Annotated in this window: 15 protein-coding genes; 14 read left to right on the forward strand and 1 reads right to left on the reverse strand. The window is 48.3% G+C overall.

Annotated elements, in window-relative coordinates; genetic code table 11:
- From pyrH to fsa, 9 genes are all read left to right on the forward strand, one after another.
- On the forward strand, window positions 1-696 hold the full coding sequence (gene pyrH / locus FYJ59_RS00640) for a UMP kinase (protein WP_117467295.1): 696 nt from the start codon (window positions 1-3) through the stop codon (window positions 694-696).
- A gap of 44 nt (window positions 697-740) precedes the next feature.
- Window positions 741-1,292, forward strand: coding sequence for a ribosome recycling factor (gene frr, locus FYJ59_RS00645; protein WP_022154682.1), 552 nt, complete (start codon window positions 741-743; stop codon window positions 1,290-1,292).
- Window positions 1,293-1,314: 22 nt separating this feature from the next.
- Window positions 1,315-2,034, forward strand: coding sequence for an isoprenyl transferase (locus FYJ59_RS00650; RefSeq protein WP_331464252.1), 720 nt, complete (start codon window positions 1,315-1,317; stop codon window positions 2,032-2,034).
- Window positions 2,035-2,037: 3 nt separating this feature from the next.
- A complete protein-coding gene (locus tag FYJ59_RS00655; RefSeq protein WP_022154680.1) occupies window positions 2,038-2,865 on the forward strand; it encodes a phosphatidate cytidylyltransferase in 828 nt (275 codons plus the stop codon).
- Window positions 2,866-2,879: 14 nt separating this feature from the next.
- Complete coding sequence (locus FYJ59_RS00660; protein WP_154494849.1) at window positions 2,880-4,025, forward strand: 1-deoxy-D-xylulose-5-phosphate reductoisomerase; 1,146 nt, start codon at window positions 2,880-2,882, stop codon at window positions 4,023-4,025.
- Window positions 4,026-4,061: 36 nt separating this feature from the next.
- A complete protein-coding gene (gene rseP / locus FYJ59_RS00665; protein WP_154494850.1) occupies window positions 4,062-5,117 on the forward strand; it encodes an RIP metalloprotease RseP in 1,056 nt (351 codons plus the stop codon).
- Window positions 5,118-5,298: 181 nt separating this feature from the next.
- Entirely contained in the window at window positions 5,299-5,958 is a 660-nt protein-coding gene (locus FYJ59_RS00670; RefSeq protein ID WP_154494851.1) for a hypothetical protein, read from the forward strand.
- On the forward strand, window positions 5,913-6,743 hold the full coding sequence (locus tag FYJ59_RS00675) for a serine/threonine protein kinase (protein WP_205839416.1): 831 nt from the start codon (window positions 5,913-5,915) through the stop codon (window positions 6,741-6,743). The genes FYJ59_RS00670 and FYJ59_RS00675 overlap by 46 nt, the downstream gene beginning before the upstream one ends.
- 148 nt (window positions 6,744-6,891) lie before the next feature.
- Window positions 6,892-7,545 (forward strand): fructose-6-phosphate aldolase, encoded by a 654-nt coding sequence (fsa, locus tag FYJ59_RS00680; RefSeq protein WP_022154675.1) that lies wholly within the window; start codon window positions 6,892-6,894, stop codon window positions 7,543-7,545.
- Window positions 7,546-7,638: 93 nt separating this feature from the next.
- Here the strand turns inward: fsa and FYJ59_RS00685 are convergent, their stop codons facing one another.
- Window positions 7,639-7,836 (reverse strand): alpha/beta-type small acid-soluble spore protein, encoded by a 198-nt coding sequence (locus tag FYJ59_RS00685; protein WP_022154674.1) that lies wholly within the window; start codon window positions 7,834-7,836, stop codon window positions 7,639-7,641.
- 245 nt (window positions 7,837-8,081) lie between these two features.
- Here FYJ59_RS00685 and FYJ59_RS00690 point away from each other — a divergent pair, with 245 nt between their 5' ends.
- The 5 genes from FYJ59_RS00690 to clpP all read left to right on the forward strand — a co-directional run bounded on the left by FYJ59_RS00690 (window position 8,082) and on the right by clpP (window position 12,990).
- Entirely contained in the window at window positions 8,082-9,167 is a 1,086-nt protein-coding gene (locus FYJ59_RS00690) for an ABC transporter substrate-binding protein (RefSeq protein WP_154494853.1), read from the forward strand.
- Window positions 9,154-10,545 carry an ABC transporter permease subunit gene (locus FYJ59_RS00695; RefSeq protein ID WP_154494854.1) on the forward strand — a complete coding sequence of 464 codons (1,392 nt, stop codon included), beginning with the start codon at window positions 9,154-9,156 and terminating at the stop codon, window positions 10,543-10,545. The genes FYJ59_RS00690 and FYJ59_RS00695 overlap by 14 nt, the downstream gene beginning before the upstream one ends.
- Window positions 10,515-10,793 (forward strand): TM1266 family iron-only hydrogenase system putative regulator, encoded by a 279-nt coding sequence (locus FYJ59_RS00700; RefSeq protein ID WP_154494855.1) that lies wholly within the window; start codon window positions 10,515-10,517, stop codon window positions 10,791-10,793. Before FYJ59_RS00695 ends, FYJ59_RS00700 begins: the two co-directional genes overlap by 31 nt.
- A 91-nt stretch (window positions 10,794-10,884) precedes the next feature.
- Entirely contained in the window at window positions 10,885-12,234 is a 1,350-nt protein-coding gene (tig, locus tag FYJ59_RS00705; RefSeq protein WP_154494856.1) for a trigger factor, read from the forward strand.
- A 168-nt stretch (window positions 12,235-12,402) separates the two neighbouring features.
- Window positions 12,403-12,990, forward strand: a complete 588-nt coding sequence (gene clpP / locus FYJ59_RS00710) for an ATP-dependent Clp endopeptidase proteolytic subunit ClpP (RefSeq protein WP_022154669.1) — start codon at window positions 12,403-12,405, stop codon at window positions 12,988-12,990.
- Window positions 12,991-12,997 lie beyond the last annotated feature (7 nt).

The raw sequence follows: 12,997 nt of genomic DNA on the forward strand, positions 1-12,997 counted from the left end.
ATGAAGAGAATATTACTGAAACTCAGTGGTGAAGCACTGGCAGGAGAGAAAAAGACCGGATTCGACGAGGAGACCGTCAGAAAGGTGGCACTGCAGGTAAAGGAACTGGTAGATGACGGCATCCAGGTCGGTATTGTCATCGGCGGCGGTAATTTCTGGAGAGGACGTTCCAGTGAGAATATCGACCGCACAAAGGCTGACCAGATCGGTATGTTGGCCACGATCATGAACTGTATTTATGTCTCGGAGATTTTCCGCTCGGTAGGCATGATGACCAATATCCTGACTCCGTTCGAGTGCGGCTCCTTTACCAAGCTGTTCTCTAAGGACAGAGCCAACAAATATTTTGCAAAGGGCATGGTAGTGTTCTTCGCAGGTGGTACGGGACATCCCTATTTTTCCACCGATACCGGAGTTGTCCTGCGTGCCATTGAGGTAGAGGCAGATGTAATTCTGCTGGCAAAGGCAATCGACGGTGTATACAATGCAGATCCCGCCAAGGATCCTACGGCGAAAAAATACGATGAAGTATCCATTGATGAAGTCATTGCGAAGAACCTTCAGGTAGTGGATATGACCGCATCCATTCTGGCCAGAGATAACAAGATGCCCATGTGGGTATTCGGCCTGAATGAGGAAAACAGCATTGTAAATACCCTGAAGGGTAAGTTCAACGGAACGAAAGTAACTGTATAAAATCAAAATAATAGAAAGGCGCAGAGCGCAGAAGAGAGGAAATTATGGACGCAAGAGTACAGGTATATAGTGATAAAATGCAGAAGGCATTTGAATTTTTAGAGGCAGATTTCGCTGCCATTCGTGCGGGACGTGCGAACCCTCACGTACTGGATAAGCTGAGAGTAGACTACTACGGAACTCCCACCCCTATTCAGCAGGTAGGTAACGTAACTGTTCCCGAGGCACGTATCATCCAGATCGCTCCCTGGGAGAAGTCTCTGATCAAGGAGATCGAAAAAGCGATCATGACCTCCGATATCGGTATCAATCCTTCCAATGATGGTAGTGTGATCCGTCTCGTATTCCCGGAGCTTACCGAGGAGCGCAGAAAAGACTTGGTCAAGGAAGTAAAGAAGAAGGGGGAAGAAGGCAAAGTAGCCATCCGTAACATCAGAAGAGACGGTAACGATGCTTTCAAGAAGCTGGCAAAGACAGAAGTGTCTGAGGACGAGATCAAAGGTCTGGAGGAGGAGCTTCAGAAGCTTACCGACAAATATGTAAAAGATATTGATGCCCTGATCGACAGCAAGTCCAAGGAAATCATGACAGTTTAAGGAATTAAGAAGGTTTGAAATTATGGAAGAAAATTTGAAAATTCCGAACCATGTAGCGATTATTCTGGACGGTAACGGCCGTTGGGCCAGGGCAAAAGGAATGCCCCGCAACTACGGTCATGTGCAGGGGGCCAAAACGGTAGAAGTGATCTGTGAGGAGGCGTACCGTATGGGGATTCAGTATCTCACGGTATATGCTTTTTCCACAGAGAACTGGAACCGGCCGCAGGACGAAGTGGATGCGCTGATGAAATTGTTGCGCAATTATATGAAAACCTGTCTGAAGACTGCCGAAAAAAATCGTATGTGCGTCAGAGTTCTGGGAGATAAGACCAGACTGGATCAGGACATTCAGACCCGCATCGCGGAATTGGAAGAAGCTACGAAGAACAATGACGGTCTGCATTTCCAGATTGCCATCAACTACGGTGGCAGGGATGAGATCATCCGTGCGGTGAAAAAACTGTCCGCAAAGGTACAAAGCGGGGAAGTATCACCGGAAACCATCACGGCGGATATGTTGGAAGATTATCTGGATACCGCTGGGATACCGGATCCGGATCTGTTGATCCGTACTTGCAATGAGCAGAGAATCTCTAATTTCCTGCTGTGGCAGCTGGCTTATACGGAATTTTACTTTACTCCGGTTCCCTGGCCGGATTTTACAAAAGAAGAATTGATGAAGGCTGTGGAAGCATATAATCATAGAGACAGAAGATATGGCGGCCTGAAGGAGGAATAGCTTATGTTTTGGACCCGTTTGCTCAGTGGCATTGTATTGCTTGTCATTGCACTGGCTACGTTCAGCTTCGGCAATATATTTTTAGCAGTGCCGCTGTGGCTTATTTCTCTGATTGCATACAGAGAGCTTACCAAGGCATTAAGATGTGCAACGGATGAGAAAAAATTTAATGCACTGGAGTGGATCGGCTTTGTGGGCGTGACGGCATATTACGCAACACTGTTTTTTACCAGGGATCATACATTACTGCTCATGTGTATCGTGGGCCTGTTCATGGCAGAAATGTTCTGTTATGTGGCATTGTTTCCGAAATACGAGGCAAGTCAGGTCATGGCAGCCGTATTTTCCTTCCTGTATGCACCGGTGCTGTTGTCCTTTGTCTATCTCACCCGCGAGTGTGAGACCGGAATCTATCTGGTATGGCTGATCCTGATCAGTTCCTGGGGATGCGATACTTGTGCCTATGTCGTCGGAAAGCTGATCGGGAAGAAGCATATTTTCCCGGAATTAAGTCCTCATAAGTCCTTGGAAGGTTGTATCGGCGGTGTCGTCGGGGCAGCACTGATCGGTGGACTGTATGCACATTTTTTTGTGGAGACGGCATTCCCGGACCGGACAATTACATGGATCATTGCCTTTATCTGCGCCGCAGGTGCAGTGATGAGCATGGTGGGAGATCTGGCGGCCTCTGCCATCAAGAGGAACCATAATATTAAAGATTATGGGAAACTGATTCCCGGACATGGTGGGATTATGGATCGTTTTGACAGTATGACGGTGACAGCACCGATGACCTATTTCCTTACCATTTTGCTGATGGGACTCAGATAGAGGAGCGAAAATACATGAAAAAGATAGCAATTCTGGGGTCTACCGGTTCGATCGGAACCCAGACTCTGGAAGTCGTGAGGAATAATCCAAAGCTGCAGGTGGTAGCACTGGCAGCAGGAAAAAGTGTAGAACAGATGGAGCAGCAGATCCGAGAATTCCATCCGTTGATCGCAGGTATGTGGAGCGAGGAGGCGGCAGCGGATCTGCGCAGCCGTGTTGCGGATCTTCCTGTGAAGGTTGTGACCGGAATGGACGGACTGCTGGAGATCGCAGTGATGCCCGAAGCACAGGTATTAGTGACGGCGATTGTGGGCATGATTGGTATCAGACCTACGATCGCGGCCATTGAGGCAGGAAAGGATATTGCTCTTGCAAATAAAGAGACTCTGGTGACTGCCGGACACATCATTATGCCGTTGGCGGCGAAGATGGGTGTGAAGATCCTGCCGGTGGACAGTGAACACAGCGCCATTTTCCAGTCACTGAACGGAGAACCGAAGGGCAGGATCGAGAAAATTCTGCTGACTGCATCCGGTGGACCCTTCCGAGGAAAGACGAGAGAACAGCTGCAGAATATTCAGGTGGAGGATGCTTTAAAACATCCAAACTGGTCCATGGGACGGAAGATTACGATAGATTCATCCACCCTGGTGAATAAAGGACTGGAAGTCATGGAAGCAAAATGGCTGTTTGGTGTGGATCTGGATCAGATCCAGGTCATTGTGCATCCCCAGAGTATTATTCATTCCGCTGTACAATATGTGGACGGTGCGGTAATTGCACAGTTGGGAACTCCGGATATGAAACTCCCGATCCAGTATGCGCTGTTCTATCCCGATCGTCGTCCGATGCCGGGCAGACGGCTGGATTTCTATGAACTGGCACAGGTGACATTCGAGAAGCCGGATATGGAGACGTTCTACGGATTGAAGCTTGCTTATGATGCACAACGCATCGGCGGCAGTATGCCTACGGTGTACAACGCAGCCAACGAGAAAGCAGTAGGACTGTTCTTAGACCGCAAGATCGCTTATCTTCAGATCCCGGAGCTGATTCAGGAAGCCATGGAGCAGCATAAGGTGATCGAGAATCCGAACGTGGAGGAGATCCTGGAGACAGAAGCATCTGTTTATCGTTATATCGATGGCAAAGGATTCTGATCCTAAAAAATAAAAGCTTGATATGAGAGGCAATAAATGGTTACATTGATCTTGTTTGTACTGATCTTTGGGGTGGTGGTCATCTCACATGAATTCGGACATTTTCTGCTGGCGAAAGCCAATGGGATTCATGTGATAGAATTTTCCGTGGGCATGGGTCCGAATCTGTTTTCTTTTCAAAAAGGAGACACCAAATATTCTCTGAAGCTGCTTCCCATCGGTGGAGCCTGTATGTTTGAAGGCGAAGATGGACTGAATGAAAAAGAAGACGGGGAAGACCACAGCGGATCGTTTTTAAATGCCAATGTATGGGCGCGGATCTCCACTGTCCTGGCGGGACCGGTATTTAATTTCATCCTTGGATTTATCATTGCTTTTATTATGGTGAATCTGATCGTGATCCGTGATCCCGTGGCGACGGAGATCGTGGATGGCGGTGCGGCGCAGGAAGCCGGACTGCAGCCCGGAGACAGAATTCTCTCTCTGAATGGCAGTAAGATTCATCTGTATGAAGAAATACAGCTGTTTACGCTGACCTACCGGGGCGGGAATGTCACGGTACAGTATGAGCGTGACGGAGTAAAAGGAACTACAACCCTGACTCCTAAGTATGATGAGAGTGCAGGACGTTATATGATCGGCATCAGTAACGCGGATTTTGTACAGCTGTCCGGACTGGACTGTTTCCGTTACGCCTGGTATGAGATGCGTTATTGTGTGACGATGACCTGGAAGAGCCTGGCGATGCTGGTACAGGGGCAGGTATCCAGACAGGATGTGGCAGGACCGGTCGGGATTGCTGTGAACGTTGTGGGAAAAACCTACGAAAGTACAAAAGACTACGGCTGGCAGAATGTACTGGTGAATATGTTGAATATCACCCTGATGCTTACGGTGAATCTGGGGATCCTGAATCTCCTGCCGATTCCTGCATTGGACGGCGGCAGACTGGTATTCCTGATCTGGGAAGCCATTACGCACAAACCGGTGCCCCCGGAAAAAGAGGGCATGGTACACTTCATCGGACTCATGTTTTTTATGGTGCTGATGGTGTTACTGTTATTTAACGATCTGGTAAATATTTTCGGATAGAGTATCCGGGATATCTTATTATCCGTTGACAAAGAGCATACCGCATGGTATGCTCTTTTTACGTTCGCGGAAGACGCAATTCTGATATCATTTTTATGCCGGTCGGCAAATAAACCCTGAAGAATGAAAAGAATATATGTATCTGTGTTTAGGATAGATAGGATAGAAGGGAGGAGTGCGTATGGAGCATGTTACGGCCTGTTATTGGCAAAAGGAGACGGTCCCAAATATATTTCTGTCATTGCAACAACGAAAATACCGTCGCAGGAAAGCCTCTGTGGTATATGCCTGTATTTCCGACAACAGGGAACTGCTGATGAATCTGCAGAACAAAATAGAAGAGGAATTGCAGGGGAGGGATATCTGGAAATCGTACACGGAAGAAAGGATAAGAGAAAAATGGTCGAAACAGCTTGCGGTAGTGGACAAAAACAGCAATTATGCGGGAGTACTGTGTGTGGACAGCAGAGTGCTTCTGTTTGACCACGGCAGGATGAATCTCTGCGGATTTTTCAAGAGGTTTGGGAGAACCGGGTGGAAAGTCTGGAAGAATCAATGCATGGTGGGGGAAGTAGAAGCAGGAACAGCAATTTTGCTGACGGATCATGGATTCCTGAATTACTGTGAAGAGGAACTGGCAGGCTGCCTGAGACCGGAAAGCGTGGGGACTGATCTACTGTCGGACAGAGCGGAGCGGGCAGAGAGACGGCTGGCAGAGCTGGGTCGGAAGGCAGAGCAGCGGGGCGGAAGACATATGGGAGCTGTATGGATTCTGCCGGTAAAGGGAGAAGCTATATGGAGCAAAGGGAAACAGAGCAAAGAAACGGTACAAATGGAATAGAAATGGAGAGGATATTGGTCTGGCATGGATATCACAGTCCCGTACCGGTGGGAGAAGGCAGCTTTTCCCAAGTCTATCGTGTGACAGACAGTAGCGGAGGATTCCGGGCCTGCAGAGTGTCCGATGTCACAGAACAATGGCAGAGGGAATGTGAGAACTGGCAGGAGATCAGACATCCGTTATTCCCCGGGTATGTGGAACATTGGACGGAAGGAGGAAAGGGCTATCTTATCATGGAATTCTGGGATGGCATGGATCTGCGGAAAATGCTGAAAAGAAGAGGCAGACTTACTCCCGGACATGCTGCGTGGATCGCGGATCAGATCGCGGAAGGCATACAATATCTTCATGAGCGACAGCATCCATTTCTCTACCGGGATCTGAAGCCGGAAAATATCCGGATCCGTGTCAACGGCAGAGTGGGGATCCTGGATCTGGGATGCCTGTGGAACAGAGAAGAAAAATGGTCGGGAGCAGGCAATTATTCCTACAGTGCGCCGGAACAGTTCCGACAGGGGGAGATACCCGGGGAGGAAAGCGATGTGTATGCCATGGGAAAATTGTTGGAGGTCATGTTGGGAGCGAAAAACGGGAAACACAACAGGCAGGAAAAATGGCTTCGCAGAATAAGCTGGATGGCGACTCATACAGAGCGACAGAGACGTATTCCGGATATGAAAACCTTCCGTCGTCTGCTCTCCGTGATGAATGCATCCGGGAGGGTGCGCAGACAGGTATTCAAAGAGTCTGATTTTTATTATATCCGTAAGTTGTACTGCCCGTAGTTGTACGTACCGTGCTCGAACACAATCAATAAATTTTGTAAAAAACTACTTGCTGTTTCCAGACGAAATGAGTATACTGTAACTAGAGGTCACAGATTACTTTCGGGACCGGACCAATTAAATTTACATAGCAAAAAGGAGAAGAGTTATGCGTTTTTTTATTGACACTGCAAAAGTAGAAGACATTAAGAAAGCAAATGACATGGGGGTTATTTGCGGAGTAACGACCAATCCCTCTCTGATCGCCAAAGAGGGCAGAGATTTTGTAGAAGTGATCAAAGAGATTGCATCCATCGTAGATGGACCCATCAGTGGTGAGGTGAAAGCAACCACCGTAGATGCGGAAGGCATGATCAAGGAAGGCAGAGAGATCGCAGCCATCCATCCCAATATGGTAGTCAAGATTCCTATGACGGTAGAAGGTCTGAAGGCATGTAAAGTATTAAGCTCCGAAGGGATAAAGACCAATGTAACACTGATCTTTTCAGCAAACCAGGCGTTGTTGGCTGCACGCGCCGGCGCAACTTATGTATCTCCTTTCCTGGGAAGACTGGATGACATCAGCACGAGAGGGGTAGACCTGATCCGTGATATCGCTGATATTTTCGCGGTAACCGACCTGGATACCCAGATCATCGCAGCAAGCGTGCGTAATCCCATTCATGTGACCGACTGCGCTCTGGCCGGTGCTGACATTGCAACCGTTCCCTACGCGGTTATAGAGCAGATGGTAAAACATCCTCTGACTGATGCCGGTATTGCCAAGTTCCAGGCAGATTACAGAGCAGTCTTCGGTGAATAATAAATAAGATGAACACAGTTAAGAAGCTGTACAGAGGGATTCTCTGTACAGCTTCTTTTTTGTTCCTGTCGATTCCGAGGATTCCGGCAGAGCTTATTTCATCTGCTCTTCCTGCTTCTTGATCATACGACGAACCATTTCGCCGCCGATGCTTCCTGCTTCCTTAGAAGTAAGGTCGCCGTTGTAACCCTCTTTCAGATTAACACCCAGCTCAGATGCAACCTCAGTCTTGAAACGGTCCATTGCTGCCTTAGCCGCGGGAACTTCTACTCTATTGGTTTTACTTGCCATTTCGTTCACCTCCGTTTGGAATTGTTTTTGTGTTTCAGATAAGCGTTGCTTGTGATCACTTATCTTGGTATTAGTATGAGCACCGGCTGTTTTTTCATGCTGGTAAGTTTTTCATTTTATGTTATAATCAAAAAGCAACAGAACAAACGGAGACTGGAAAGCGCGGCATCGGATCCACTGACCGGAATCCCACAGAAATGACTGACTCCGAAGCACGGGGCTGAGAAGAGAAAGGCGACAAAACAATGAAAAAGAAAACAGGAATCACAAAAACGCTGGTGCTGGTACTGACGCTTGGAATGTTAGGCAGCAGTCTTACCGGATGTGGACAGACACAGAATAGCGGGAGCGCAGCAGAAAGTCTGATGACAGAGAGTACGGAAGCCGTAATGGAAAGTACAGAAGCTACAGCAGAAAATACGGATGCGGATGACACAGTAGTGCGTGTGGCATCCTTAAAAGGCCCGACATCTTTGGGACTTTTATTTTTAATGGACAAGGCAGAAAAAGGAGAGACTTCTAATGCCTATGAGTTTCAGATGGCTACCGGTGCGGACGAGATCCTGCCGCTAATGGTAAAAGGTGACCTGGATATCGCACTGATACCTGCCAATGTGGCAAGTATCCTCTATCATAAGACACAGGGCGGTGTGGAAGTGATCGACATCAATACACTGGGGGTATTGTACATGGTATCCGGAGAGAATGACCTTGCGGATTTTACGGATCTGAAGGGTAAGACCATCTATTTAACGGGAAAGGGAACCACACCGGACTATGTATTGCAATATCTGCTGACTGCCAATGGCATGTCTGTGGACGATGTGACACTGGAATATAAATCTGAAGCAACAGAGGTGGCATCTGTGCTGGCAGAGGATTCCACAGCCATCGGACTGTTGCCTCAGCCCTTCGTCACTGCAGCCTGCATGCAGAATGATGCACTGAAAGTGATCTTTGACTTAAACGAAGAGTGGAATAAGATACAGGGTGTAAGCGGCAGCAGCATGGTCACAGGTGTCACGGTGGTACGCAAGGAATTCCTGGAAGAGCATGAGGATGCAGTGAAATCTTTTATGGAAGAACATAAGGCAAGTGCCGAAGCCATCAATGCAGATCCCACCACCGGTGCTGCGCTGGCAGTGGAAGCACAGATCGTGGCAAAGGAGCCCATTGCACAGAAGGCAATCCCAGGATGCAACATTACTTATATGGATAAGGCAGACATGAAGCAGGCACTGTCCGGATACCTTGACGTACTGTTCCACCAGGATTCTCTGTCTATCGGCGGCGGACTTCCGGAATCTGATTTCTATTATGATGCAGAATAAGGATAAAAAATACATTAAAAAATTTATGATCCTGCTCTTCTGGCTGGGGGTATGGCAGATCACGGCAGTGTGTGTGGATAATTTCCTGCTGGTGGTGACACCCCTGCAAGCATTGCGGGCGATTATCGTTCTCGCGGGGCAGGTGGAATTCTGGCGTAGCGCCCTTGGCTCGCTGTGGCGGATTGCCGCAGGCTTTTTGCTGGGAGCGGTTTTGGGACTGTTGTTAGCGACGGTAAGCTACAGATACCGTCTGGCAGAGGAAATCCTGCGCCCGTTCATGGTATTCTGCAAGGCAGTGCCGGTTGCAGTATTTGCGGTGCTTTTACTGATCTGGTGGGGAGCTTCCCCGCTGGCGGTGGCGGTCTGCTTTTTAGTGGTGTTTCCGAATATTTATCTGAACACACTGGAAGGCTTAAAAAGTGCGGACGCAGAACTGATAGAGATGGCAGAAGTGTTTCGTCTGCCGTTTGCCACCCGCTTTTTCTATATTTACCGTCCGGCATTAAAGCCATTCCTGCTCAGCGCATTTCAATTATCCCTGGGAATGAGCTGGAAATCCGGAGTGGCAGCGGAAGTGATCGGTACGCCGTTGCATTCCATCGGCGGAGCACTGTATCTGGCGAAGATTTACCTCGATACGGCGGATCTGTTTGCCTGGACGGCAGTGATCATTGTGCTTAGTGTATTGTTTGAGAAAATAGTCTTCGGTTGTGTGGAATATTTTTTCCGGTGGGAGCCTGCCTGCAAGAGACCGGCAATGCTGCAGAAAAATGTCAGCAGAGAACGTCGCACTTTATGTGTGGCAGATTTTGGAAAATGTTATCATGACCATTGGATCTTCCGGCATGTGGAACAGGAATTCCACGGAGGAGAACCTTACTTTTTGGATACACCATCGGGTAGCGGCAAGACGACCTTTTTTAGGTGCTTGTGCGGCCTGGAACGGTCGGAAGAGGGAGAAGTGTCGGGAATCGATGCTTTTTCCGTGCAGTTTCAGGAGGACAGACTCTGCGAAGAATACAGTGCGGTGAAGAATCTGGAAATGGTCATGGGAGATGCGAAGGAAGCGAGGAAGGCACTTACGTGGTTACTGCCGGAGGAAGCACTGGGTCAGCCCTGTCATGAATTGTCCGGCGGCATGAAGCGGAGAGTGTCACTGGTGCGGGCAATGGAAGCAGGAGCACAGTGTGTTCTGCTGGACGAGCCTTTCACAGGGTTGGATGAAGAGAACCGGGAGAAAGCATATGAATACATCCGCACACATGCAAATGGACGCATCATCATGATCGCCACGCATATCAGACCGTGGGAGAATATGCCGGAGGACGTTCAGAAGGGAGAAGGATTATGGGAAAGGATACGGGAAACACAAGAGTGACGTTAGTAGGCATTATCGTGGAGGATAAGGAGGCAGCAGGCCGGATCAACGGACTTTTGCATGAATACGGAGAATATATTATCGGAAGAATGGGGATACCTTATCATGAGAAGCAGATGAGTATCATCAGTGTGGTCATGGATGCCCCACAGGAAAAGGTCAGTGCTCTGTCCGGGAAGTTGGGAATGATCCCGGGAGCCAGTTCCAAGTGCCTCTATGCCCCGGATACGCAGAAAACCCTGAAATAAAGTGTTGTCAATTTCTCTGACTTATGCTATAATTTCAAAATGATTGCGACTGGATACAGACCCGCAAGGGTATAAAGGAGGAAATGTTATAATGAGTTTACAGGTTGAAAAGTTAGAGAAAAACATGGCGAAGCTGACCATCGAAGTATCTGCTGAAGAACTGGAGAAGGCAATCGAAGGTGCTTACCAGAAGAATAAGAACAAGATCAGCATTCCCGGTTTCCGTAAGGGCAAGGCTCCCCGTAAGATGATCGAGCAGATGTACGGCAAGTCCGTATTCTATGAGGATGCAGCAAATGCTTTGATCCCCGATGCTTACGATAAGGCTCTGGAAGAGTGTGAGGAGCAGATCGTATCTTCTCCGAAGATCGATGTGACCCAGTTAGAGGCTGGCAAGCCTTTTATCTTCACCGCAGAGGTTGCTCTGAAGCCCGAAGTGACTCTTGGCAAGTACAAGGGTGTGAAGGTTGACAAGATCGAAGTTAAGGTGACCGATGAAGAGGTTGACGCTGAGATCAACAGAGAGCGCGAGAGCAATGCGAGAACCATCAATGTAGAAGACCGTGCTGTTAAGGACGGCGATATGACCGTTATCGATTTCGAAGGTTTTGTAGACGGTGTTGCATTTGAGGGCGGCAAGGGTGAAAATCATTCCCTGACCATCGGTTCCGGCTCTTTCATCCCCGGATTTGAAGAGGGACTGATCGGTGCTGAATTAAATAAAGAGACCGAAGTAAATGTAACCTTCCCTGAGGACTATCATGCAGCTGAGCTGGCTGGCAAACCCGCAGTATTCAAGTGCACCGTTAAGGAGATCAAGGAGAAGCAGCTTCCTGATCTGGATGACGAGTTCGCAAGTGAAGTATCTGATTTCGATACTATGGCTGAGTATAGAGAGGATGTACAGAAGAAGCTGACTTCCAAGAAGGAAGAAGAAGCTAAGATTGCCAAGGAAGAGGCAGTTCTGGATGCAGTGATCGCAGATGCCAAGATGGAGATTCCCGATGCAATGCTCGAGACCCAGCAGAGACAGCTGTTAGAGAACTTTGCACAGAGAATTCAGGCACAGGGTCTTTCTTTGGAGCAGTATATGCAGTTCACCGGTCTGACCGCTCAGACCATGATGGAGCAGCTGAAGCCCGAAGCACTGAAGAGAATCCAGTCCCGTCTGGTTCTGGAAGCTGTAGCAGCAGCTGAGAAGATGGAAGCTACTGAGGAAGATTTCGAAGTTGAGATCAAGAGCATCGCAGAATCTTACCAGATGGAAGCTGATAAGGTAAGAGAACTCCTGGGTGAGCAGGGTGCTAAGCAGGTGAAGGAAGATATCTGCGTAAGAAAGGCAGCTGACTTCATCGTAGACAACGCTAAGGAAGCAAAGGCTGCAGCCAAGAAGTCCACCAAGAAGGAAAAGGCAGCAGAAGAGAAGCCGGAAGAAGCATAATCTGTGCTTTAAGATACGATACGAAGAGAAAGCGGACTGCCAGGTCCGCTTTCTTTTTCAGATTTAAAAGTTCCTAAATTTTTATTAAATCTTCGGAATCTCGTTGAAAAAGCTTACTAAGTAGGATACGATAGTAGTATTAATCAGAAGCAATGGAGGTTTTAGAATATGAGTTTAGTACCTTATGTCATTGAACAGACCAGCAAAGGTGAGCGGTCTTACGATATTTATTCCAGATTGTTGAAGGACAGGATCATTTTCCTGGGTGAGGAAGTGAATGAGACTTCCGCCAGCATCATTGTGGCACAGTTACTGTTCCTGGAAGCGGAGGATCCCGACAAGGATATCCATCTGTATATCAACAGCCCGGGCGGCAGTGTTACCGCAGGCATGGCAATCTACGATACTATGAAATACATCAAGTGTGATGTATCCACCGTATGTATCGGTATGGCAGCCAGCATGGGAGCATTCCTTTTAGCAGGTGGTGCCAAGGGCAAGCGTTTTGCACTGCCCAATGCAGAGATCATGATCCATCAGCCTCTGGGTGGTACCCAGGGCCAGGCCACCGAGATCGAGATCGCAGCCAAGCATATCCTCCGCACCAAGGAGAAGTTGAACCGTATGCTGGCTGAGAACACCGGCAAGGATTATGAGACCATCTGCGCAGACACCGAGAGGGATAACTGGAAGAGCGCCGAGGAAGCTTGTGAATACGGGCTGATCGATAAGGTGATCACCTTCCACGAGGCATAAAATAACA

Origin of the sequence: Waltera intestinalis (assembly GCF_009695995.1) — a bacterium.
Classification (GTDB): domain Bacteria; phylum Bacillota; class Clostridia; order Lachnospirales; family Lachnospiraceae; genus Acetatifactor; species Acetatifactor intestinalis.

Coding starts and splice junctions, on each gene's coding strand:
- rseP (WP_154494850.1), top strand. CDS start 4,062: ATGGTTACATTGATCTTGTTTGTACTGATCTTTGGGGTGGTGGTCATC.
- pyrH (WP_117467295.1), top strand. CDS start 1: ATGAAGAGAATATTACTGAAACTCAGTGGTGAAGCACTGGCAGGAGAG.
- FYJ59_RS00650 (WP_331464252.1), top strand. CDS start 1,315: ATGGAAGAAAATTTGAAAATTCCGAACCATGTAGCGATTATTCTGGAC.
- clpP (WP_022154669.1), top strand. CDS start 12,403: ATGAGTTTAGTACCTTATGTCATTGAACAGACCAGCAAAGGTGAGCGG.
- fsa (WP_022154675.1), top strand. CDS start 6,892: ATGCGTTTTTTTATTGACACTGCAAAAGTAGAAGACATTAAGAAAGCA.
- FYJ59_RS00660 (WP_154494849.1), top strand. CDS start 2,880: ATGAAAAAGATAGCAATTCTGGGGTCTACCGGTTCGATCGGAACCCAG.
- FYJ59_RS00655 (WP_022154680.1), top strand. CDS start 2,038: ATGTTTTGGACCCGTTTGCTCAGTGGCATTGTATTGCTTGTCATTGCA.
- FYJ59_RS00685 (WP_022154674.1), bottom strand. CDS start 7,836: ATGGCAAGTAAAACCAATAGAGTAGAAGTTCCCGCGGCTAAGGCAGCA.
- tig (WP_154494856.1), top strand. CDS start 10,885: ATGAGTTTACAGGTTGAAAAGTTAGAGAAAAACATGGCGAAGCTGACC.
- FYJ59_RS00700 (WP_154494855.1), top strand. CDS start 10,515: ATGGGAAAGGATACGGGAAACACAAGAGTGACGTTAGTAGGCATTATC.
- FYJ59_RS00690 (WP_154494853.1), top strand. CDS start 8,082: ATGAAAAAGAAAACAGGAATCACAAAAACGCTGGTGCTGGTACTGACG.
- frr (WP_022154682.1), top strand. CDS start 741: ATGGACGCAAGAGTACAGGTATATAGTGATAAAATGCAGAAGGCATTT.
- FYJ59_RS00695 (WP_154494854.1), top strand. CDS start 9,154: ATGATGCAGAATAAGGATAAAAAATACATTAAAAAATTTATGATCCTG.
- FYJ59_RS00675 (WP_205839416.1), top strand. CDS start 5,913: ATGGAGCAAAGGGAAACAGAGCAAAGAAACGGTACAAATGGAATAGAA.
- FYJ59_RS00670 (WP_154494851.1), top strand. CDS start 5,299: ATGGAGCATGTTACGGCCTGTTATTGGCAAAAGGAGACGGTCCCAAAT.